This window comes from Anabaena catenula FACHB-362 (assembly GCF_014698735.1).
Taxonomy (GTDB): Bacteria; Cyanobacteriota; Cyanobacteriia; order Cyanobacteriales; family Nostocaceae; genus Anabaena; species Anabaena variabilis_A.
In genome coordinates this window covers 1-23,167 of the sequence record NZ_JACJTQ010000036.1, presented here as the reverse complement: position 1 = coordinate 23,167, position 23,167 = coordinate 1, and the positions used below count along the sequence as shown (strand labels likewise).

20 protein-coding genes and 1 pseudogene are annotated in these 23,167 nt (G+C 40.6%); 15 read left to right on the top strand and 6 right to left on the bottom strand.

The features are described from left to right. Nucleotides 1-6 precede the first annotated feature (6 nt). The gene (locus H6G68_RS19870; protein WP_127055126.1) at nt 7-1,032 is read right to left on the bottom strand and encodes a response regulator; all 1,026 of its coding nucleotides are present in this window, start codon (nt 1,030-1,032) and stop codon (nt 7-9) included. Nucleotides 1,033-2,598: 1,566 nt separating this feature from the next. On the opposite strand from H6G68_RS19870, the gene H6G68_RS19865 reads away from it, so the two are divergent. From H6G68_RS19865 to H6G68_RS19820, 10 genes are all read left to right on the top strand, one after another. After that, complete coding sequence (locus tag H6G68_RS19865) at nt 2,599-3,519, top strand: RluA family pseudouridine synthase (RefSeq protein WP_190908187.1); 921 nt, start codon at nt 2,599-2,601, stop codon at nt 3,517-3,519. A gap of 592 nt (nt 3,520-4,111) precedes the next feature. Beyond that, nucleotides 4,112-4,633, top strand: coding sequence for a phycocyanin subunit beta (locus tag H6G68_RS19860; RefSeq protein ID WP_127055129.1), 522 nt, complete (start codon nt 4,112-4,114; stop codon nt 4,631-4,633). Nucleotides 4,634-4,717: 84 nt separating this feature from the next. Next, nucleotides 4,718-5,206 (top strand): phycocyanin subunit alpha, encoded by a 489-nt coding sequence (cpcA, locus tag H6G68_RS19855; RefSeq protein WP_127055130.1) that lies wholly within the window; start codon nt 4,718-4,720, stop codon nt 5,204-5,206. A gap of 214 nt (nt 5,207-5,420) precedes the next feature. Continuing rightward, nucleotides 5,421-6,281, top strand: coding sequence for a phycobilisome linker polypeptide (locus tag H6G68_RS19850; RefSeq protein ID WP_190908186.1), 861 nt, complete (start codon nt 5,421-5,423; stop codon nt 6,279-6,281). 168 nt (nt 6,282-6,449) lie between these two features. Further along, a complete protein-coding gene (locus tag H6G68_RS19845) occupies nt 6,450-6,695 on the top strand; it encodes a phycobilisome linker polypeptide (protein ID WP_127055132.1) in 246 nt (81 codons plus the stop codon). Between the two features lie 10 nt (nt 6,696-6,705). Then, nucleotides 6,706-7,536, top strand: a complete 831-nt coding sequence (locus tag H6G68_RS19840; protein ID WP_190908185.1) for a HEAT repeat domain-containing protein — start codon at nt 6,706-6,708, stop codon at nt 7,534-7,536. Nucleotides 7,537-7,612: 76 nt separating this feature from the next. Further along, nucleotides 7,613-8,221 carry a HEAT repeat domain-containing protein gene (locus H6G68_RS19835; protein ID WP_190908184.1) on the top strand — a complete coding sequence of 203 codons (609 nt, stop codon included), beginning with the start codon at nt 7,613-7,615 and terminating at the stop codon, nt 8,219-8,221. Nucleotides 8,222-8,331: 110 nt separating this feature from the next. Continuing rightward, nucleotides 8,332-9,171: a phycobilisome rod-core linker polypeptide gene (locus H6G68_RS19830; RefSeq protein WP_190908183.1), complete on the top strand. Its 840-nt coding sequence runs from the start codon at nt 8,332-8,334 to the stop codon at nt 9,169-9,171. A gap of 72 nt (nt 9,172-9,243) precedes the next feature. Further along, nucleotides 9,244-9,987, top strand: a complete 744-nt coding sequence (locus H6G68_RS19825) for a phycobilisome rod-core linker polypeptide (RefSeq protein ID WP_190908182.1) — start codon at nt 9,244-9,246, stop codon at nt 9,985-9,987. Between the two features lie 122 nt (nt 9,988-10,109). Then, complete coding sequence (locus H6G68_RS19820; protein ID WP_190908181.1) at nt 10,110-10,871, top strand: phycobilisome rod-core linker polypeptide; 762 nt, start codon at nt 10,110-10,112, stop codon at nt 10,869-10,871. 87 nt (nt 10,872-10,958) lie between these two features. On the opposite strand, the gene H6G68_RS19815 is transcribed toward H6G68_RS19820, so the two are convergent. The 3 genes from H6G68_RS19815 to H6G68_RS19805 all read right to left on the bottom strand — a co-directional run bounded on the left by H6G68_RS19815 (nt 10,959) and on the right by H6G68_RS19805 (nt 14,391). Further along, complete coding sequence (locus tag H6G68_RS19815; RefSeq protein WP_190908180.1) at nt 10,959-11,627, bottom strand: HD domain-containing protein; 669 nt, start codon at nt 11,625-11,627, stop codon at nt 10,959-10,961. A gap of 266 nt (nt 11,628-11,893) precedes the next feature. Continuing rightward, nucleotides 11,894-13,372: an adenylate/guanylate cyclase domain-containing protein gene (locus H6G68_RS19810; protein ID WP_190908179.1), complete on the bottom strand. Its 1,479-nt coding sequence runs from the start codon at nt 13,370-13,372 to the stop codon at nt 11,894-11,896. Continuing rightward, entirely contained in the window at nt 13,369-14,391 is a 1,023-nt protein-coding gene (locus H6G68_RS19805; RefSeq protein ID WP_190908205.1) for a molybdopterin-dependent oxidoreductase, read from the bottom strand. The genes H6G68_RS19810 and H6G68_RS19805 overlap by 4 nt, the downstream gene beginning before the upstream one ends. 178 nt (nt 14,392-14,569) lie before the next feature. Between H6G68_RS19805 and pruA the strand changes: the two genes are divergently transcribed. Then, nucleotides 14,570-17,548: an L-glutamate gamma-semialdehyde dehydrogenase gene (gene pruA, locus H6G68_RS19800; RefSeq protein WP_190908178.1), complete on the top strand. Its 2,979-nt coding sequence runs from the start codon at nt 14,570-14,572 to the stop codon at nt 17,546-17,548. 109 nt (nt 17,549-17,657) lie between these two features. On the opposite strand, the gene H6G68_RS19795 is transcribed toward pruA, so the two are convergent. Continuing rightward, nucleotides 17,658-17,960 (bottom strand): hypothetical protein, encoded by a 303-nt coding sequence (locus tag H6G68_RS19795; protein ID WP_242045330.1) that lies wholly within the window; start codon nt 17,958-17,960, stop codon nt 17,658-17,660. Nucleotides 17,961-18,233: 273 nt separating this feature from the next. Here H6G68_RS19795 and H6G68_RS19790 point away from each other — a divergent pair, with 273 nt between their 5' ends. Further along, a complete protein-coding gene (locus tag H6G68_RS19790) occupies nt 18,234-19,019 on the top strand; it encodes an HAD family hydrolase (RefSeq protein WP_190908176.1) in 786 nt (261 codons plus the stop codon). A gap of 611 nt (nt 19,020-19,630) precedes the next feature. Here H6G68_RS19790 and H6G68_RS19785 read toward each other — a convergent pair. Next, complete coding sequence (locus H6G68_RS19785) at nt 19,631-20,239, bottom strand: tetratricopeptide repeat protein (RefSeq protein WP_190908175.1); 609 nt, start codon at nt 20,237-20,239, stop codon at nt 19,631-19,633. A 515-nt stretch (nt 20,240-20,754) separates the two neighbouring features. Here H6G68_RS19785 and H6G68_RS19780 point away from each other — a divergent pair. The 3 genes and pseudogenes from H6G68_RS19780 to H6G68_RS27305 all read left to right on the top strand — a co-directional run. Then, the gene (locus H6G68_RS19780; RefSeq protein ID WP_190908174.1) at nt 20,755-21,930 is read left to right on the top strand and encodes a DNA double-strand break repair nuclease NurA; all 1,176 of its coding nucleotides are present in this window, start codon (nt 20,755-20,757) and stop codon (nt 21,928-21,930) included. A 95-nt stretch (nt 21,931-22,025) separates the two neighbouring features. Continuing rightward, a complete protein-coding gene (locus tag H6G68_RS19775) occupies nt 22,026-22,811 on the top strand; it encodes an FHA domain-containing protein (protein ID WP_190908173.1) in 786 nt (261 codons plus the stop codon). A gap of 145 nt (nt 22,812-22,956) precedes the next feature. Then, nucleotides 22,957-23,167, top strand: a pseudogene (locus H6G68_RS27305) (hypothetical protein); the annotation flags it as partial.

Below are 23,167 nucleotides of genomic sequence, written 5' to 3'. Positions count from 1 at the left end.
AGGATCTTAAACCATGTGCTGAAAGATGATTTTTAGTAAGTCACCTTGATTAACCGGCTTAGTCATGCAACCAGAAGCTCTGACTAGCTTGGCTTTGGCTCTATCTATTAAGCTGGGTTTTTCTGTCACCATAATCACGGGTGTATTTTTAAAAGATGCCTGTTTCCGTAATAAAGCACATACTTCATACCCATCTAAATTAGGCATTGTCACATCTAGCAAAATCATGTCTGGTTTGACGCGGAAAATTTCCATTAAAGCTTTTAAAGAATCGGTAACACCAATTACAGAAAATATTTGCTCGTCTAGAAAACCTCTAATGGCATTTAAAACCATCGGACTATCATCTACACAAAAAATGGTGTAATTTCTCTTGTCAGTAGGTCGTGAGTAATTTTGCTTATTTCTGTCAGCAGTGACTTGCCTATTACTAATTGGGGGTAATTGTACTTCTGTTGCGGTGCGTGTCTTGGACTGATTCTGCTGCCAAAACTGCTCCCGCGAAATTTTTACACCGGCTTCACACTTTTCGACTAATAAGCGCAAGTTCAAATGACAAAACTTGGGTAGATCATCCAGAAAACTCTCAGGGATAAATTCATAACTCCCTTCTTCTATTTTCAGAAACGAATCTAGAAATTCTAGAGACAATTGCTCAATTAGCATTGCGGCTTGTAAGGGACTCAGATATTTCTCGTTAACTAGCCAGCAAATAGCCAAATAATCTGGATTCGGTATAGATTGATTTTCCACACCTCTTTCAAATATTGTCTGCAACTGCTCATTAATCTCTCTTGGCAGAGTAGAATCTTGTTGACTTAATCGCTGCAAATTTCTATATAGCGGCTCAAACATTTGTTCTGAGTAGCAAGCATAAATGAGCTTACCCTCTTGTACATATATAGACCAAGCCCCTGAAGTGCTAAATACTTGTAGACAACCAGTCACAGACTTACTGGTGATTTTTTTCAACAGAGATAGGGGTTGTAGCTTTTGGAAAAATCTGTATCTACTAATAGGAAGCGTTTTCATTAGCACGGCTCTAAGCTCAAATAAAAATTTTCAACTACAATTTGTGAATCACCCGTTGGGGATTCACACCGGTCTAAAGTGGACGTACTGCCAGATCAAGATAACGGTTTATATTGGGGTGAGTATAGCAAGTCCTGATCCAGATCACACAATACCCAACACCCCACACCCCACACCAAACTTGCCAAGCCAAAAGTCTGAAATTGTTGCTAGAAAACAGTATTCCAAAAATCAGATTTCCTTTCTGTATTTTTGGCTAGACTGTACCTACTTTGCAACTGCCGTAACTTACTCTCTGCTAGAGGTAGCATCTATAAGAGAAAGTAGAGGCTCTTATTTCCCTTTCTACCCGAAGAATAGCGATTAAATGTAGACGCGGAGTGGCTTCTCGCCGGGTAGGACGCAAAGAAAGAAGGAAGAAGATAAGTAATCTTACATTGGGAAGGGAGTAACAAGTAATAGGCACCAGGAAACGCAGGTAAATAGATGTGTTGGTCGTTGTTTCCAAAAATCAAATAGGACTCCTTTATCAGTAAAAGAGAACAATCAAGTCTTTACGGTTCTATGACTCTGGTTTAGTCTTTTGTGGCAGTTGACTCTCATCTGTATAGTAAATACCTAAAAAAACAGCCATTTTTAGTTAAATGGTAGATGCTCAGTTATTACTTACTAAATTTCAGGTTACTCTAGATTTATCAGAGAAATAAAAAAGTATTTTAAACCTATTATGAAAAATTGAAGTTAATAGGAAAAATCAAAATTTGTGGACGACTCTATTTTAACCGTAATTTCTTCTATGAGGAAATTTTACGTGGTTCAAAAAAGTAGTAATTAAATGACACAAGATTATGGATAGAGTACCTCAATTATCAATTTTTACTGCACTATATAGCAATGGGTTTTTGTTAAGCATAATTTTTTGTCAAAGTGATTTTTTAAACTAACCACAGAGGAACCAGTGAGTTGGACGATTCTGCCGACTTGTAGCAACTGGTGCGACACAGAGAGAAGAAACAAATGCTTAACTGAACTGTCTGGGAATATATAGGACTTATATTTTTTGGTAAAAAACGACCAACTCATCTACCTCTTTTCTTTCTTACCCACGCCAGTAAATATGGCTACGCCTCCCGTAAGGGATACAGAAATCAACTCGGATTGCTATAATTAGTTTCTGGGATAAATAAGTATTATTTGGTAAGAAGCTGTTATACTTATGAGCTACATCAGGTTTATTTTTGGTAAAGGCTAAAACCTTTTTTCCTCTGCTGCTTCTAGGATCGCTCCTCTGTTGTCTGAAAATGTAAATTTAAAAAGATCCGACTGGTTCTATTTGGTAGAAATAAGATTTACAGCTAATACGGTAGTTGTTTTATTCTTTTCGGCTTCGAGAATTCACCATCAGGATGTTTATGGATTGTGGAGTGTTACCCAACATGAAACAGCCCCAGGATGAGTATTGATAATTCTCTTTTTTTAAATCAGTATCCGGTGTGATCGAGAATTGCTGATGTTGTTAAAATCAGTGCAGTCCTCACGAATCTAGCAGTTTAAAGTTAAGCAATTGTGACCGCCATTAATCTCCAAGTCGAAGAAAAAACTGAACGCCTTGATCGTTACCTGTCCGAAGAATTACCAGACTTATCCCGGTCTCGTATTCAACAGTTAATTGAACAGGGTTATATCCAACTCAATGACAAAGTTTGCACATCTAAAAAAATTCATCTCAAAGCAGGCGATCGCATAATCCTGGAAATTCCAGCGGTACAACCTTTGGAATTGGTAGCAGAAGCTATACCGTTAGATATTCTCTATGAAGACGACCAGTTACTTATTCTCAACAAACCCGCAGGCTTGGTAGTTCATCCTGCACCCGGACATCCAGATGGTACTTTGGTGAATGCGTTATTAGCTCACTGTCCTAATTTACCGGGAATCGGTGGCGTTCAACGTCCGGGAATTGTTCACCGATTGGATAAGGATACTACTGGAGCGATCGCGATCGCTAAAACAGATATCGCTTATCAACACCTCCAAGCACAACTAAAAGCAAAAACCGCCAGAAGAGAATATTTAGGGGTGGTTTACGGTGCGCCAAAGACTGACAACGGCATCATTGACTTACCCATTGGTCGTCATCCCCAAGACCGTAAAAAAATGGCAATTGTCCCCATAGAACAAGGGGGAAGATCAGCAATCACTCATTGGCAAATTCGAGAACGCCTGGGTAACTACACGTTAATCCACTTTCAATTAGAAACAGGACGCACTCATCAGATTCGTGTCCACAGCGCCAAAATCGGTCATCCTATTGTCGGCGACCCTATTTATAGTTCTGGTCGTTCGGTGGGGGTAAATTTGCCTGGTCAAGCACTGCATGCTTGGCGACTCAGGTTACAGCATCCAGTATCTGGAGATTGGATCGAAGCTACCGCAACCCTTCCCCAATCCTTGATCACCTTGCTAGACATTCTTCGTCGCCGATGATTGGGGATTTGTGAACTTCCTCCCCATCTCTCCAGGGAGGACTATGACAAAGGCTCGTAAAAAAAATTTAGAAATGTAACATTTACATTGTGTAACAAAACCTGGTGAAACTGTAAATCTCATCAAAAGCTGTCAAACAAAGCCCTGATAAGGGTTATGGCAAATCTTAAATTAAGATTAAAGCCCTAAAATTCCTGCTGATCCTCATCTATTGTAAAGTTTTGTAACAAAAATATCCATCTTTTCTCAGCCAAAGTCCTTGTATGTAAAGGATTTGAGGCATTTCTTATTGCCACATCTTATTTATTCATAATTTGTAATAAATAAAGGATCTATAGCATTGTATAAACTAATCTGAAGGGGTTAAACAACAAATAAAAGTTAAACGATGCCGCTAATTCACCAGATTTAGTTGTTTCTCATAAAATTACCTTTGATTCTCATAATTTCTGGCACATCATGCCGAAGAGTTGGGAAACTAAGTAAATAGGCCGTTTAATTATAGTTTGCTGTCAGCCAATTCCAAATTGATAAAACATCCACAGTTTTAATCAAAACATCTCTCAACTAAGTAATTAGGAGAATAGAGTCCATGACATTAGATGTATTTTCCAAGGTAGTTTCCCAAGCTGACGCTAGAGGCGAATTCCTCAGCACCGAGCAACTAGATGCACTAGCAGCAGTTGTAGCTTCAGGCAGCAAGCGTTTAGATACCGTTAACCGCATCACCAGCAACGCTAAAGTTATTGTTACCAACGCGGCTCGTGCTTTGTTTGAAGAACAACCCCAGTTGATCGCTAATGGTGGTAACGCTTACACCAACCGTCGCATGGCAGCTTGTCTGCGCGACATGGAAATCATCTTACGCTATGTTACCTACGCTGCATTGGCTGGTGACTCTAGTGTTTTAGATGATCGTTGCTTGAACGGCTTACGCGAAACCTACCAATCTTTGGGTACTCCTGGTGCTTCTGTAGCAGTTGGTATTGGCAAAATGAAAGAAGCGGCAATTTCTATTGTTAACGATCCCAACGGTATCACCAAAGGTGATTGTGCATCGTTAGTTTCTGAATTAGCTAGCTATTTTGATCGCGCTGCTGCGGCTGTTGGTTAATAACTTCAAATAGCCTAGAGGCTGAGAGTTGGAGATTTTCTCCAAGTAAAAAAAGCTAAGAAACAATCAAGGAGATAAGAAAACATGAAAACACCAATTACCGAAGCAATCGCAGCTGCTGATACCCAAGGACGTTTCCTAAGCAACACCGAACTGCAAGCAGTTAATGGCCGTTTTGTACGTGCAGCTGCAAGCATGGAAGCTGCTCGCGGTTTAACAGCTAACGCTCAAAAATTGATTGATGGCGCAACCAGTGCTGTATACCAAAAATTCCCTTACACCACCTCTACACCAGGCGCTCAATTTGCATCTGATAGCCGTGGTAAGTCCAAGTGCGCTCGTGACGTTGGTCACTACCTACGCATCGTTACCTATAGCTTAGTTGCTGGTGGTACAGGTCCTTTGGATGAATTCTTGATTGCTGGTTTGGCTGAAATCAACAGTGCGTTTGATTTGTCTCCCAGCTGGTACGTAGAAGCTCTGAAGTACATCAAGAGCAATCATGGCTTGAGTGGTCAAGCTGCTAACGAAGCTAACACCTACCTTGACTACGCAATCAACGCTCTCAGCTAGATAGCGTCATGCCCGGAGAGGGATACAAGTGCTGGATGAAATCAACCCTTCGGGGTTAGCCAGTGGCTCATGGGCAAGTTCCCAAGACCGCGCTGGATCACCTAGCAGTTGGATCTGGCTCCGGGCATAGTTTTATGTAGGCATAAATAACAAGCTTTATTCAGCCAGCACTCGGTTACAAAAACCGTAGGGCAAATAAAATAGGGGAAAAAAAATGGCAATTACAACAGCAGCATCGAGGCTGGGAACAGAGCCTTATAGTGAGGCACGTCGAGTTGAACTGCGCCCCAACGCCAGCCGAGAAGAAGTCGAATTGGTGATCCAAGCCGTATATCGGCAAGTCTTAGGAAACGACTATATTTTGGCATCAGATCGCCTGGTCAGCGCAGAATCACTGTTGCGCGATGGCAACCTAACAGTGCGGGAGTTCGTGCGGAGCGTTGCTAAATCAGAACTCTACAAAGCCAAATTCTTTTATAACAGTTTCCAAACTCGGTTGATAGAACTCAACTATAAACATTTGTTGGGTCGCGCTCCCTATGATGAGTCTGAAGTGACATACCACTTAGACTTGTACATTAACAAGGGTTACGATGCTGAAATTGACTCCTATATGGATTCTCAGGAGTACCAAAACAGCTTTGGTGACAATGTTGTTCCTTACTATCGTGGTTTTGCCACTCAACCAGGGCAAAGCATCGCTGGGTTTACCCGGATGTTTCGTTTATACCGGGGTTACGCCAATAGCGATACCTCTCAACTTGAAGGAACTAGATCTCGGTTAGCACAGGAGTTGGCAAGTAATAAGTCTTCTTCAATTGTTGGACCTTCAGGCAGCAACGATAACTGGAGTTTCCGTGCATCTGGGGATAACGCTCCTAAGCAAAATTTAGGCAATTCTGTAGGGCAATCGGATCGTGTTTACCGAGTAGAAGTAACAGGGATTCGCAGTCCAGGTTACCCAAGTGTACGGCGGAGTAGTACAGCATTTATAGTACCTTACGAGCGACTGTCTGACAAGATTCAGCAAATTCACAAGCAAGGCGGGAAAATCGTCAGCATCACATCAACGTAAGGTGAATTTTAGATTTTAGATTTTAAGTTTTGGATTGTACCCACGGACGAATTCGTGGGCTAGTAAATTTTAGATTGATTCAGTAGCAAAAAATCTAAAATTTCGGCTTTTCTGAAATCTAAAATTAGCTTTTTGTCGGCAAAATTCATCAAGAGGAGATTAGAAGCAATGTTCGGTCAAACCACACTTGGTTCTGGTAGCGTTTCTTCATCTGCAAGCCGAGTATTTCGTTACGAAGTAGTAGGCTTGCGCCAAAATCAAGAAACCGACAAAAATCAATTCAATATTCGTCGTAGTGGTAGCGTGTTCATCACCGTACCCTATAGCCGGATGAACGAAGAAATGCAGCGGATTACCCGTCTAGGTGGCAGAATCGTCAAGATTGAACCATTGACTTCAGCAGAGGAAAACTAACGCCCTGGCAATGATAGAACCCAGTGCAGAAGAATACTCGGTCGAAAACGGGACACAGTTAACACCAGAGATAGCAATTGCTAATCTGCAATCACCAGATTTAAGTCTCCGCTATTATGCTGCTTGGTGGTTGGGTAAGTTTCGGATCAGTCAGCCAGAAGTTGTAGATGCACTCATTGCCGCCTTAGAAGATGAAGCCGACAAAACAGAACTCGGTGGTTATCCGTTACGACGCAATGCAGCCCGAAGCTTGGGCAAATTGGGAAATACCAAAGCTGTACCAGCATTGATTAAGTGCTTAGAATGCTCTGATTTTTATGTCCGTGAAGCAGCAGTCCAATCGCTGGAAATGCTCCGCGCTCCAACAGCAATACCCGCACTGATTAAACTGCTTGATGGCGGTGTTTCCCAAGCAGTGCAAGTACCTGGTCGCCCTCATCTAGCCCAGCCTTATGAAGCAGTTTTAGAAGCCTTGGGAGCTATTGGTGCAACTGAGGCTATTTACCTGATTCAGCCTTTTCTCAAGCATCCGGTTCCACGAGTACAATGCTCCGCAGCAAGAGCCATGTACCAACTGACACAAGATACCAGCTATGGTGATCTGTTGGTGAAAATGTTGGAAGCAGGTGATTTGAAATTGCGCCGTGTTGTTTTAGGGGACTTGGGGGCAATCGGGTATCTAGCAGCCGCAGATGCGATCGCACAATCTAAAGCAGAAAATAGCTTCAAACTTATCGCCCTCAAAGGATTGCTAGAGCATCAACTTCCAGATAAGTTCGATGATATTGGTGTTTCTGATGAGGCCATCAGCGTAATGAACCTGATGGATTCACTGTTGTAGTCAGTGGTAGGGGCGGGGTTTCCCCGCCCACAAAGTTGTTTTTTACTACTAACAAGTGACAAATGACAACTGACAAATGGATGAACTAATTCGTGCTGTCACCTTAGCGGAAACACCAGCCCAAATGCTGACAGCCGTGCAGAACCTAGCAGCCGCCAAAGATGCCGCAGCAATTCCCACCTTAATTGCTGTCTTTGGTTATAACAACCCAGGGGCAGCGGCAGTGGCAGTAGCTGGATTGACTGAGTTAGGAGAAATAGCAGTACCACAATTGCTAGAGCAAATAGATGATTATAACTATGGCGCACGGGCTTATTCGATTCGCACTTTAGCAGCGATCGCTGATCCCCGTGCAATAGACGTATTAATCACAGTTGCTGCTACTGACTTTGCCCCTAGTGTCCGCCGCGCAGCGGCTAAAGGACTAGGTAACTTAAACTGGCATAGGTTAGATTTTCCCAAAAGTCAAACAGCCATCAATAGAGCCTTAGATACACTGCTGTTAATCTCCCAAGACACAGACTGGTCAATTCGTTATGCTGCCGTTGTCGGTTTACAAGCTTTAGCGAAAATAGCCGATGTGAGACAGTCTATTTTGACTAAACTCCAAGAAATGTTGGCTAATGATAACGAAAAGGCAGTCCGCGCCCGCGTTCAGTTGGCTTATACCAATTGTGGATTTTAGATTTGGGATTAATAGGCTTTTTCCAGAATCTCAAAAAATACTAACTATACCAACTTGGTATTACCATCAATAAACTGCTTTATTTAGCATAAAAAAAGGTAAAAGTAAAGATGTCAATACCACTGCTAGAATATTCACCCTCCTCGCAAAACCAGCGGGTAGATGGCTACGAAGTTCCCAACGAAGACACTCCAACTATTTACCGCTTGGATACTGCCACCTCAGATGCAGATATTGACAGCATCATCTGGGCAGCATATCGGCAGATTTTCAGCGAACACCTAATTTTAAAGAGCAATCGCCAAAGCTTTTTAGAATCGCAAATGCGAAATCGGGCAATTAACGTTCGGGATTTTATTCGCGGCTTAGGTAAGTCAGAAGTATTCCGTACTCAAGTAGCAGACCTCAACTCTAACTACCGCTTAGTGGATATCATCTTAAAGCGGTTTTTAGGAAGGGCTGCCTACAACAAAGACGAAGAAATTGCTTGGTCAATTGTGATTGCGACAAAAGGCTTACATGGCTTCATTGATGCCTTGTTAGACTCGGACGAGTACCTAGAAAACTTTGGTAATGACATTGTACCTTTTCAACGTCGCCGCTACGGTTCAAGACCTTTTAACCTAGTCAATCCCCGCTATAATGCCTACTGGCGCGATACCCAAAACATCCTAGGATTGTCTGGTCGTTCTTTCTACAGCGCTCGTACTTCAGGATCTTTAACCACAGAAGATATTCGGAAGGCAATTCCTGCTAACTTCTTTGCAATGGCAGGAACAATTATCCCCACTGAACGTAACTATCAGCGCACAATTGCTTCGGTTACTTCCCAAATCACAACCCTGGAAATTCCCGAAACTACCCGCGAAATAGGTACAGAGCAACCAACTATCAAAGCTGTAGCAGTTGCCCTACCCTATCGTTACATACCTGGAACCCAGATGAATTAGGTCATTGGTCGTTAGTCATTAACTAAGAATAATTGACGAGTGACAACTCACAAATCACAACACCCCTGAAATATGGCAATACCTTTACTAGAATATAAACCCAGTTCACAAAACCAGCGTGTTGCTGGTTACGAAGTTCCCAACGATGACACCCCCAGAATTTACCGCATAGAAGACTATGCTGCGGGTGGCGAAGTTGAAGAATTAATTTGGGCGGCTTATCGGCAGTTGTTCAGCGAACACGTTATCCTGAAATTCTACCGTCAGATTAATTTAGAATCTCAGGTAAAGAATAAAGCCATTACCGTGCGGGACTTTATCCGGGGTTTGGCTAAGTCTGAAGCCTTCCAAAGTTTGGTAATTCAGAGCAACTCTAACTATCGCTTGGTTGAAATTGGCCTCAAGCGGTTGTTAGGACGTGCGCCTTACAACAAAGATGAAGAAATTGCTTGGTCAATCAAAATTGCTACCGTTGGTTGGGGCGGCTTTGTTGATGCTTTACTAGATTCTGAAGAATATCAAAGCAGCTTTGGTGAGAATATTATTCCCTACCAACGGCGACGCTATAAAGATAGACCTTTCAATTTGGTCACACCCCGCTATGCGAACTACTGGCGCGACAAGCTAGAAGATGCACGCTACAAGCCAGGAAGTATCCAAGACTTCTTCAAAATGGCTAATTCCGTCAGCATTAGAACTGTCACCCACACACCAGTTAGTACTGCGAACATTAAAATTCCCGATACCAGCAGGGAAACCAAGCCCCAAGGTATTCCAGTTTCCGTCAGTCCCAGCGCTAGTTTTCCTGTGCGCTAAATCTGGGAAATAGGTGTGTAACCTAATGCGGGAAAATAGATAAAGCGTGAATGAGGAATCTGAGTAATCAAGCCTCTTTCAGTTTTCAAAGTTTAATTTGTTAATAAGAGGAATAACGCAGCATGGCACTGCCATTACTTCAATACAAACCAACCACTCAAAATCACCGCGTTAGCAGTTTCGGTGCTTCTGACCTAAATGAAGATACTCCATATATCTACCGTGTAGAAGATATTAGTTCTTACACTGATATCCAAAGCATCATTTGGGCTGGTTATCGCCAAGTTTTCAGCGAACATGAAATTCTCAAGTTTAACCGTCAAAAAACTCTAGAATCTCAGCTGAAAAACGGCTCTCTCTCTGTGCGGGACTTCATCCGGGGTTTAGCTAAATCTGAGGCTTTCTATCGTTTAGTTGTCTCCGTTAATAACAACTATCGTCTAGTAGACATCACCCTCAAGCGCCTTTTGGGTCGTTCTGCTTATAACAAAGCTGAAGAAATTGCTTGGTCAATTGTCATTGGTACAAAAGGTTTTAGCGGCTTTGTTGATGCTTTAGTAGACAGCGAAGAGTATACCAGCAGCTTTGGTGACAACACTGTACCTTACCAACGCAAGCGTGGAGAAGGTCGTCCCTACAACTTAGTCACACCTCGCTACGGTGAAGACTTCCAAGAAACAGCAGGTACAGTCACAACCGACTGGCGCTTTACTTTGGAAAAATACTACACCCGCAAAGCTAAAGAAAAGCGCATGGCAGAAGGCGATCCAGGCAAATATGCGGATATGGCTGCATCACTCTCTGGCAAGGGTAATTACGCACAAAAGCTATCTGCATTTGACATTGATTACCTCAATGCAGTTCCTTATCGTGGTAGACGCTAAGAATTGATATTCTGCTAAAATTTCATACTGGGTCTGGTTTTTGCGTTGATGTGACGACAGGTTTGCAGGTTCTCTGTTACCCAGGCGTTATGTTAACTGAAAGCTAGACCCAGTAGTTTTTATTAGAGTATCAATTTTTACCTGAATATTCAAACGAGCCGATGCTTCAGCCACTTCCAACATCAAAGGTGTAAAGTAGATACGTTGCCGCTGCAAAAACCGTTCTAAAACCTGCTGCCGACCTGTGATGTAGTCTACCTCTGACACCCAAGCGTATTCTTGGCGAATAGCTTGGGCATATTTTTGATAATTGACTGGTTCAGCAGCCAAAATCCCTAAATCTGCATCAATGAGAACCTGGCTATCTAAATTATCTGCTTTGTGGTTTTTGGTGTTTAAAATCAAACTTTTGACTTTAGTAATCTTGCTAGCTACAATCCCTAAATTCGTCAGCATCTGTTCCGCATAATCAGCGCTTTTTTCTTCGTTATCTTGAGCTTGAGCGTCATACACTACATCATGGAACCAGGCTGCAAGTTGGACAGAGGGTAAATCTTGGGCGTAAATTTGCAAAGTATCAATAGTGTTAAGGACGTGATAAATGTGTTCCAGTGTGTGGTAGTAACGATTGGGGCTAGAATAAGCTGTAACTAGATGATTGAAGGCTTGATCTGCTGCTAAGTAGTTAACACCGAAGGGTTGGACTGTTTGCTGCCAATGAGAAAATAAAATCAGGGTGAGATTTTCTGTAAGCATAATTACAGGAGAATTCAGGAGGTAAGAGTAAGATCCTGTCTGGTTAAATACTTATCATTAGGGAACAGCGCGGTGAGCTTTTTGATAAGCAATTGCAGGACTTGATATAAAACCCCTTGATACCTGAGTAGGGATGGACTACACGCGACACAGTCTCTTGATTTATGGGTTATTTAATTTTTAATTTCTAATTGTGGTCAATTACAGCACGGCGGAAATAAAGATATCATTAAAAATTCCTAAAAAGCTTTTTTAATTTTTAATTTCTAATTTTTAATTCCGTCCTGCGGTACTAGTAGTTCATAAATAGATATTGCTGCATCTTTGCCTTTAACTTTCACTGATTCATCTACCAGTCTGAGACAAAATAATTCTGGATGGCATAAGCTTTTAACTACTGATTCAGTTAACAAAATTCCACATTCATATTGCTTTGTTAGTCCTTCAATGCGAGAAGCAACATTGACAGCATCACCAATGACGGTGGAATCAATGCGGGACGTAAAGCCTACTGTACCCATGACTACAGTACCACGATGAATGCCGATGCCAACGGAAATAATTGGTAATTTTTTTTTCGCTCGCTCATAATTAAACTTATCTAAAGCCTTTTGCATTAAAATTGCTGCTTTGAGGGCGCAGTCTGTAGCATCATCATCAAATAGTGCCATGATGGCATCACCGATATATTTATCAATAAATCCTCCTGCTTCATCTATGGCTTGTCCCATACAACCTAAATAGTCATTCAAAAAGGTAAATATTTCCATCGGTGCCATTGCTTCAGACATAGAAGTATAACCCCGAATATCACAGAATAAAATTGTCATCTTTCGGGTTGAAGCCATACCGACTTGAATATTTTCTATTCCTTGGGGGGCAATGACAGAAACGAATTTATCTGGTACAAATTTCTCAAATGATTCTAATGTCTTTTGCAATTTACTAAAAGAGATTTGCAATATTGCAGACATTTCATTAAAGGAATTTGCCAATGCGCCAATTTCATCTGTACGATTATGAATGTCTGCACGATGTTGTAAATCACCCCCAGCAATTTGAGCTACACTGGATTGTAAACGCCGGACAGGATCACTTAACTGTCGTGCTAGAATGTAGGCACATACCCAACCTACAGCAAGTCCCACAGAACCCACTATCAAAGCCTGATTGACTGCATTCGTAACGGCACGATCTACTTTTTGCAGAGATAAGCCAATTCGTAAAACGCCAAGTTTTTTACCAGCTAGTGTGCGAATATCTGAAGCTACTTCAATTATTGGTTCACCCCGTTTAATCCGCAATTTATCTGCAAAATAAACATCTTTGAGGATAAATGTTTCTAGCACACGAGTGTGTTCAGAAGATTTTAAAGCATTATTGGTGACACTTAAGGGGACAAGATTGGGAATGTACTGATTTTTATATTCGCTAGGAGAAGCAGCAGCAATTTGATTGTCTTGACGATTATCAGAGACAAAGACATAGACAAAATCTTCATTTTCCCGCAAGATTAATTCTATGTTTAAGCGGATTTGAGTCCAATTTTCTTCCGATAGTTCGTTAGAGTATGTATAACTGAGAATGTTAGAAAGACTTTTAGTATCATTCAACTTTTCTTGACGGTAGATGGTATTTTCACTGTTTACCCAAACCGCAACTATTGCACCAATCAAACCCAAAATTAGCAAGGTGGTAGAAGCCATGATTTGGGTACGAATAGAACGAAAAGTAAAAATTTTCATGGTTGTGGAGTTAACTCTTCTACAAAAGTCACCCAACGTTGATTTTTAGTTTTGCTTTGACAATCATCACCAAAGGCCAGAGTCACAGGACCACCCATTTTTGCTAATATCGGCTGTTTATCTTCACCCCATCTAGTTGCTAAAATGATATTACAGTTGCGTATCTCTGTAGATGTTAATTCTATAGGATCAGAATTTCTACGGTAAATTTCTGGTTTCCCTGTTACGACTACAGAATTTTGAGATTTTATACCAGCAAAAGAAAGCACATTCCCAACCCTGACACCATGTAATTTAACTTTGCTACCAGGCCACCAGACGCTATAACCAACATTTTGGTTGAGGGTAACTTGTGGTAATTTATCAAGATCGGCTAAATTGAGTTCACTATCACCTACACGCACTAAGGGCTTCTCTGTACCAAAGATAACATGAGTTACATAAAACGCCCAAAATCCCTCATTATACTTTTGTCTGATTTGGGGATATTTAGTATAGGGAAAGATTAAATAAATGGGACCACCTTGGTCACGCTGAATTGGTTTATTATCTTTAGCAAGTGCTAAAATAATTGGGTACGTGAGTAAGTCTTCTATTTTTACTGTTACCTGATAAGCGTCGTAGCACACAAAAGTTATTTCTGTCACTCCCGGTGGAATACCAAAGTTTTTTAACAGTGTAGATACGGGTATTCCTTGAAATTTAAAGACTTGATTTGGATTAACAATGTTATTGGCATCAATGGTATTGACATTGCTTGTAGCTAATTTAAGCAACTCCGGCCAACTTAAGGTTTCCGATTTACCATTTGCTGTCTCACCTTGAATAACTAAATTCCACTGACGCTGCGGGTTCTTTTTAGCTTTATCTGCTAGAATTTCCGCATTGCGATCGCTTGCTTCTTTCCGCCATACTTCCAATTGTGCATCTGTCGGCTTTTTTGTACAACCTCCTAAGCAGACTATAGCTATCCCCAAAGATACTAAAGCCAAGTTTTTCCAGATATTCAATACAATCACATTCAAAACTACTAGGGAAGTTTACAAAATGGCGCTAACTAAGTTAGAAATAACACCGTAATCAATTTCTACACCATCATTCAACATTACTCCAGAAAAATGTCGGTTGGGAACTGACAGTGGGGGTAAAGTGCAGTGCTAAACCTCTACAACTAACAACTAACTACTAGGAAACTTTATGGTATTACAAGTAGAAAATAGTACATACGAAGCGAAAACCCAAGAAATTGCTAAACAGGTTCTCGCTGCTACTGGGGAAAATCGCTCATTTTTGTCTGCTTTACGGGATCAAATGCGCTGGGATGATAAATTACTCGATTGGGCTATGAGTAATCCCGGTTTACGGGTACAATTATTTCGATTTATAGATACTTTACCCGCTTTACATAGTAAATCAGAAATTGCGTCCCATTTACAAGAATATTTGGGTGATGAGTCGGTAGAATTACCCGCAGCATTAAAAGGAATTTTAAACTTTGCTAACCCTGATTCTATGCCAGCACAGGTAGCAGCGACAACTGTGGGAACTGCGGTGCAAACTCTGGCACATAAGTATATTTCTGGGGAAAATATTAAGCAAGTCATTAAAACCGTTGAGAGACTGCGAAAGGAAAAAATGGCTTTCACCATTGATTTACTTGGTGAAGCGGTGATTACGGAAACAGAAGCGCAATCTTATTTAGAAAGATACTTGGAGTTGATGCAGCAATTAGTGGAAGCATCGAGAAATTGGGCGAAAATTCCGGCTATTGATGAAGCTGACGGTGAAAATATCCCGAAAGTTCAAGTTTCTGTCAAATTAACGGCGTTTTATTCCCAGTTTGATCCTTTGGATGCTGAAGGTAGTGAAGCACGGGTAAGCGATCGCATTCGTATTTTACTACGTCGTGCTAAAGAATTAGGTGCAGCCGTCCATTTCGATATGGAACAATACGCCTACAAAGATATCACTTTCAATATTCTCAAGAAACTTCTACTGGAAGAGGAATTTCGTCAACGTACCGATATCGGTATGACTATCCAAGCATATCTGCGTGATAGTGAACAAGATGCGAAGGATATCATTGCTTGGTTAAAACAACGCGGTTATCCTCTCACCATTCGTTTAGTTAAAGGTGCGTATTGGGATCAAGAAACTATCAAATCTGCCCAAAAGCATTGGCCGCAACCAGTTTATAATGATAAAGTCGCCACAGATGCGAATTTTGAAACGATTACGCAACTATTGTTGGAAAATCATCAGTATGTTTATTCTGCCATAGGAAGTCATAATGTGCGATCGCAATCTCGCGCGATCGCAATTGCTGAAAATCTCCAAGTTCCCCGTCGTCGTTTTGAAATGCAAGTCCTTTACGGCATGGGTGATAAAATAGCTAAAGCTTTGGTAGATAAAGGTTATCGCGTGCGGGTTTATTGTCCCTACGGTGAACTTCTCCCCGGAATGGCTTATTTGATTCGGCGTTTATTGGAAAATACTGCAAATAGTTCGTTTTTACGTCAAAATTTAGAAAATCGTCCGGTTGAGGAGTTGTTAGCACCTCCAATTGTAGCTCACGCAGAGACGCAGAGGCGCAAAGAGGAGGAAAGAGGTTTTGTTGGTGTTGCGGATACGGATTTTGCGGAAGCGGAAAGAAGGAAGAAGTCGCATTTAGCTTTTGAGGGTGTGCGTCAAGAGTTGGGGAAAACTTATTTACCTTTTTTGAATGGGGAATATGTAAATACAACCACGTTTGTTGATTCTCTTAATCCTTCTAAGTTTAGTCAGGTAGTTGGAAAAATCGGACTTCTGAGTGTTGAACAAGCTGAGGAAGCAATGAAGTTTGCTAAAGCTGCTTTTCCTGCTTGGAAGAAAACTCCGGTTAAACAACGTGCTGATATTTTGCGTCAAGCTGGGGAGTTAATGGAGGAAAGACGCGCTGAACTTTCTGCTTGGATAGTTTTGGAGGTGGGGAAACCTGTTAAGGAAGCTGACGCGGAAGTTTCGGAAGCGATTGATTTTTGTCTTTATTACGCTGATGAAATGGAACGGCTAGATAAAGGTGTAATTTATGACGTTGTTGGAGAAACCAATCGTTATATTTACCAGCCGAAAGGAATCGCTGTTGTGATTTCTCCCTGGAATTTCCCTTTGGCTATTGCTTGCGGAATGACTGTTGCGGCTTTGGTTTCCGGGAATTGTACTTTACTCAAACCTGCGGAAACTTCTTCTGTGATTACTGCTAAATTTACAGAAATTCTGATAGAAGCCGGAATACCCAAAGGTGTGTTTCAATACGTCCCCGGTAAGGGTTCTCAAGTCGGTGCTTATTTGGTTAATCATCCTGATACTCACGTGATTGCTTTTACTGGTTCTCAGGAAGTAGGATGTAGAATTTACGCAGAAGCCGCAATTCTTAAACCTGGTCAAAAGCACATGAAAAAAGTAATTGCGGAGATGGGTGGCAAGAATGCCATTATTGTTGATGAAAGTGCTGATTTAGACCAGGCTGTTGTCGGAGTTGTCCAATCTGCTTTTGGTTATAGTGGACAAAAATGTTCTGCTTGTTCACGGGTAATTGTGCTGGAACCGATTTATGATGCTTTTGTGGAAAGGTTGGTGGAAGCAACAAAATCTTTAAATATCGGGGAAACTGAATTACCCAGTACCCAAGTTGGCCCTGTGATTGATGCTAATTCGCGCGATCGCATTTTGGAGTATATTCAAAAAGGGAAACGAGAAGCGAAAGTGGCTTTGGAATTACCCGCACCAACCCAAGGTTATTTTATCGGTCCCGTGATTTTTTCGGAAGTTCCTGCAAATGGGGTAATCGCACAGCAGGAAATATTTGGCCCTGTCTTAGCAGTAATTAGAGTTCAAGATTTTCAGGAAGCTTTAGAAGTAGCTAACGGAACGAATTACGCTTTAACGGGTGGACTTTATTCTCGCACGCCTTCCCATATTGAACAAGCGCAAGCTGAGTTTGAAGTTGGGAATTTATACATTAACCGGAATATTACCGGGGCGATAGTTTCCCGTCAACCGTTTGGTGGGTTTAAACTTTCTGGTGTGGGTTCCAAAGCTGGGGGGCCTGATTATCTTTTGCAGTTCCTAGAACCGCGACATATCACAGAAAACATCCAACGTCAAGGTTTTGCACCAATTGAGGGTGCGGAGTAAGAGTAATTTTTACCCCTCTCTTTTGCTGAGAGGGGTGATTTTTAAACGCAGAGGTACGCTGAGGTTAGCGCTGAGGTTCGCTGAGGTTAATCTTTTGTGTTGAAGTTTATTATTTTGGACACTCTGGTAAGCTGTTATTAGCGTAGTTACAATCAAATTCAGTTAAAGCTTCTCCACTAGATTCAAAGTTTCCCGTTGTCACATAACTATCTTTTTGTGGATCTTCATCTTTATCCCAAATTTTTAAGTAATAATTATTACCGTCATCACTAGACCATAATTCATAGCGGTATTCACCACCAAAACCTTCACTTCTCAAGTAGTCGGCTAATGCTGTCTTTGATATAGATAGAAGGGTAGATATTGCTAAGATGGGAATTAGAGCTATTTTTATCACCTGAGTTGTCTTCATAGATACACCAATTTGCGATTCAACACCAAGCATAACGTAATTGCGTATTTGCGTCTAGATATAAAGAATCAAGTTTACACAGAGTCTTATACCCTTGTCTTCACAGTTTTAGTCATATTACTTTTGGCTGCTGTTAAAACCTATTTAGAAGACTTTTCAGACTATCACCTGCTATAACTGCTGACTTCTGACTCCTGACTGCTGCTGTAATTGTTACATAACCATATATAAAGGTGCGGTAAGCTGACAATAGCAGTTTACATCCTCAAAACAATGACAGCGAATAGTCCCACGATTTTAGCTTTAGACTTTGATGGAGTGGTTTGCGATGGACTAATTGAATATTTTGAGGTAGCATGGCGTACCTACTGTCAAATTTGGTCGCCGGTTAATGACACACCACCAGATGATTTAGCTTTAAGATTCTATCGCTTACGTCCGGTAATTGAAACGGGTTGGGAAATGCCTGTTTTAATTAAAGCCTTGATTGCTGGATTCTCTGATGATAAAATTCTCCAAGAATGGACAAGTATCACTCCACAAATTTTGGCAGCAGATAACCTAGAAGCGAAAGAAGTTTCTACAAAGTTAGATAATCTGCGAGATGATTGGATTAAGACAGATTTAGATGGTTGGTTAAGTCTACATAGATTTTATCCTGGTGTGATCGAAAGATTAAAAATAACTCTTGCGAGTGCAGTTCAGTTATATATCGTTACTACTAAAGAAGGCCGTTTTGTCCAGCAGTTGTTACAACAAGAAGGGCTTGATTTACCACCAGATGCAATTTTTGGCAAGGAAGTAAAACGCCCCAAATATGAAACTTTGCGAGAATTAATTGAGAAAGCAAATACCCAATCTGTGAGTTTATGGTTTGTTGAAGATAGGCTGAAAACATTACAATTAGTCCAACAGCAATCAGACTTAGATCATGTAAAACTTTTCCTAGCAGATTGGGGTTATAATACTCAACCAGAACGGGAAGCAGGAAAAAATGATCCACGAATTCAGCTAATATCACTTTCTCATTTTGCTCACGATTTTCCAACTTGGTTGTAATTGACTGGAGAGATATAGCAATCCTTGCAGAGGTTGTGAACATCTTGTAGGTTGGGTTAGATGCGGTAATTAACTTATAACGCTTACAGATAAATCACCAAACCGCGTCGTAACCCAACATCTAAGTAGGTAGGCGAAAATAAATAGAACTATGTTAAGTAAGGTAAAAAATTCTGAAATTGGCTCGTAGTTAGGGCTACAGCCCTACTTTCAGGTCTAAAGACCTCACTACAAACCTTTAATTATTTACGTTACTCTACTTACTATAAAATAGGTGTTCATGGCCTGACGGGGGGACAAAGTACGTTGAAACCAAGACTCTGTAACCCTTTCAATCTTATTAGACATAAAAAGATACAGATCAATTTCCACCCTTATTGATTCCATTGTCAATAATTTCGTTCGGAAAATCCTATTTAACGTTGGTGTTAATCCTAAAATTGGTTTGATATTTTGAATGGACTTCTCTTTCAAATCCTTGCAGGATAAGCTTTTCAGCCATGATTGTCCCCCGGTCAGGTTCATGGCTCATTTAGAATCGCTATATATTACTTCAGTTTCTAATTGGGATTCAGGAAAATTATAGATCGTAGGTGTAAGTTAAATCTACATTACTTACGATCTATCTTCTGAATTAGCTCAATAACCTCTTGGTAATTAGTAATTCTTTTTTGTTGTTGAAATAAGTTAGCTGCTATCTTTAAATCGGTAATTGATCCTTTATGATCACCCAAGTGATGGCGCGTAATTCCTCTATTTTTGTGAGCTTCAGGAAATTTAGGATTAAGAAGTAATGCTTGGTTGTAGTCTTCAATAGCGCCTTTTAAGTCTCCTAAATCATGGCGAGCTAATGCTCTATGATTGTAAACACCTGAATAGTTAGAATTAATGCTTATGCATTGGCTGTAATCTGCAATTGCTCCTTTTAAATCTCCCAATTTATGGCGGGTAAAACCACGTTTATAATAGACTTCAGCAAAATTAGGATGCAACCGTAACGCTTGAGTATATTCTTCAATTGCCCCTTTTAAATCTCCCGATGTATGTCGGTTAAGTCCGCGATGGAAATAGACTACTGCCTCTTTAAGATTATTTTGTGCTAAGAATGATGATTTTATTCTAAATTCGGAAATATTTGGCAAATTTTTAGCACTCACTTTCGGGCTATATAATATAGTTCCTAAGATGAGAGTTGTAATTGTTAATTTCCATTTTTTCATGACACTATTTGGCCAATTTTTAGAATACAGTTATTAATTATATATCATATATAGCAATTACCATTCAAATGAGGTACAAGCTGTAATAATTAAACGCAGATGAACGCAGATAAACGCAGATGATTTTGTACTTCATCAGACTAGGAAACGCTATATATCATGTCCCTTAACTACTTATCAAAAAACTCGACCCGTCCCCGCGTGGTTCCCTAATGATAAGTCTTTAACCGAAAACGATATTACATTTATTCACACAATTACCTGACCGGGGGACAATCATGGCTGAAAAGCTTATCCTGCAAGGATTTGAAAGAGAAGTCCATTCAAAATATCAAACCAATTTTAGGATTAACACCAACGTTAAATAGGATTTTCCGAACGAAATTATTGACAATGGAATCAATAAGGGTGGAAATTGATCTGTATCTTTTTATGTCTAATAAGATTGAAAGGGTTACAGAGTCTTGGTTTCAACGTACTTTGTCCCCCCGTCAGCACAATTACACTTAGCCACTATGCTTGATTTAACAAAAGTATCGGGACAAATGCAAGGTTTTAGCCAACATTTAACTTCAGAAGTGGCTGCGAGTCGTCAGCGTTTGGAGTTAGCACAGCAACATTTACAAAAAGCTGTTGAGTGCCAAGAGGAGTTAATTGCACGTCAAGAGAAATGGCGCGATCGCATTCTCTTTGCTAATGCTACCCCAATTGAACCCCTAGAAACCTGTATTACTATCCCTGTCCCGCCTAAAGTTCATACTGTCATCGCTACTGATGGTTCGCAAATTGCACCTAACCATCATGAAATTGCTTATTGTTACTTGCTAAATATTGGTAGAGTCGTTTTACATTATGGTCAAAACCGTCACCCTTTACTAGATAGTTTACCGGAGGTATTTTACCGCCCCGAAGATTTATATGTGTCGCGTCAGTGGGGAATTAGAACTGAGGAATGGATGAGTCATCGTCGCACAGCTTCGGAAACTACAGTATTAGCAGAACTGGCTTGCGCTGCGAAAACAGAAGCCCCGGCCTTAGCAATGGTGGATGGTTCATTAATATACTGGTTTTTAGAACAGTTACCGATGGATGCACGCGATCGCATCTTACCCCCCATTTTAGAGGCTTGGCAACAGATGCGGGCTGCCCAAATTCCCATCATGGGTTATCTGAGCGCCTCTCGCAATATCGAAGCCATGAACTTTTTACGGTTGTTGGCTTGTCCCCACCCAGTACCCGATTGTGTCAGCCATTGCCCCAACCAATTAGAATATGTACCATGTAAAATCTTTGATTCTTTGCGAGATACAACTCTATGGACAACCCAACTCCTACCTGGACAACGTGGCCCCCTATGGCGCAGTAATAACCGAATTTTAGAATTATATGAAGACCAAACTATTTACTTTTGTTACGTTCATGTAGGTACAGAAATTGCCCGCATTGAAATTCCGGCTTGGGTAGCAGAAAATACGATCATGTTTGACCAAGCCCTAGGATTAATGCTGGCACAAGTCCAAAAAGGATACGGTTATCCTGTGGCAATTGCGGAGGCACATAATCAAGCCGTTGTCAGAGGTGGTGATAAAGCCCGTTTCTTTGCCCTTTTGGAACAACAAATGATTAAAGCCGGGATAAAAAATGTGGGAATTTCCTACAAAGAAGCTAGAAAACGGGGAAGTATCGCTTAACAGTAATCAGTTTCATAATTTGGCTAAATTCCATACCTAATGCTTGATATATTTAGCAATGTTCAATCATTTATAAATATCCTAAAAAATCAGCCATGCAAAATATAAATATCGTCAACAATATAGGATTTAATTTAGAACTATTTCATCTTCAAACCAACACATCTTTTGAGTTACCACCCAATCTAACTGTAATTCTTATTGGCAAGCCCAATGAAAAAAGTTTACCAGATATTGATGTTTCTCAGTTGCCAAATGGGGATATAGCTTCTCGCATTCATGCACAAATCCAAGTAACAGGTGGTATTTACTTTCTTGAAGATTTAGGAAGTTCCAACGGTACATTTTTAAATAATACTAAGCTAGAAGCCAAAACTCCCTATCAATTAAATATAGGAGATCAAATCAGTCTTGGACAAGGAAACGCCATCACATTTGTATTCCAATATCAACAAAATCAGCAATCAGGTGTGATTACAAACTCCAATCCCACATCAGTTCAGCCACAAATTCCTCACAGAAGTATACCAACTACCTCCGATAAAACCAATAAGCTAATTGGTATAGCTTTAATGGTTGCAGGAATTGTAATTCTAACTGCTAATATCCATGTTGGTATTTTTGTTCGTCTTCCTGGGATTATAGTTTGTATGGCAGGAGTTTATATTCTTTTTCAAAAGCGGATAAATCATTCTTTAGGCTGGCTGTTACTTGCCTTGGGAATTGGTGTGATATTTTTTACTAGTAATGTATTCGCGTCTGTAAACCTATTAGTAGTTATCGGTTCATTTGCTTTATTTATCGCTGGATATCAACTTTTAACTACTGGAAAAATCCTAGATTACGATTTACGCTCAATTCAGAATTTAATTAAGAAATAGCTCAGAATAATCCAGCAGATTGCAGTCCGGATCATTGCTTATCAAAAATCTCTCCGCGTCAGAGCGTCAGATATAGGAATCCGATTTGATTCTTGAATAAATCTAAGTATAGCTGTAGCCAGGATAATTAGGACATTATTAATCCTTGAAACTTAGATATAATAAGGCTTTCCCTCCTGCCTCCTGCCCTCTGCCTCCTGCCTCCTGGGGAGCAACGCGATTTTGTGAGATCATCATCAAAGATAGCAGGGGAGCAGGGAGCAGGGAGCAGGGAGCAGGGGGAATGGAAAAAGAACCAATCAAAAGTCATGAAGACCTAGAAGTATACAAAATGGCATTTGATGTCGCCATGAAAA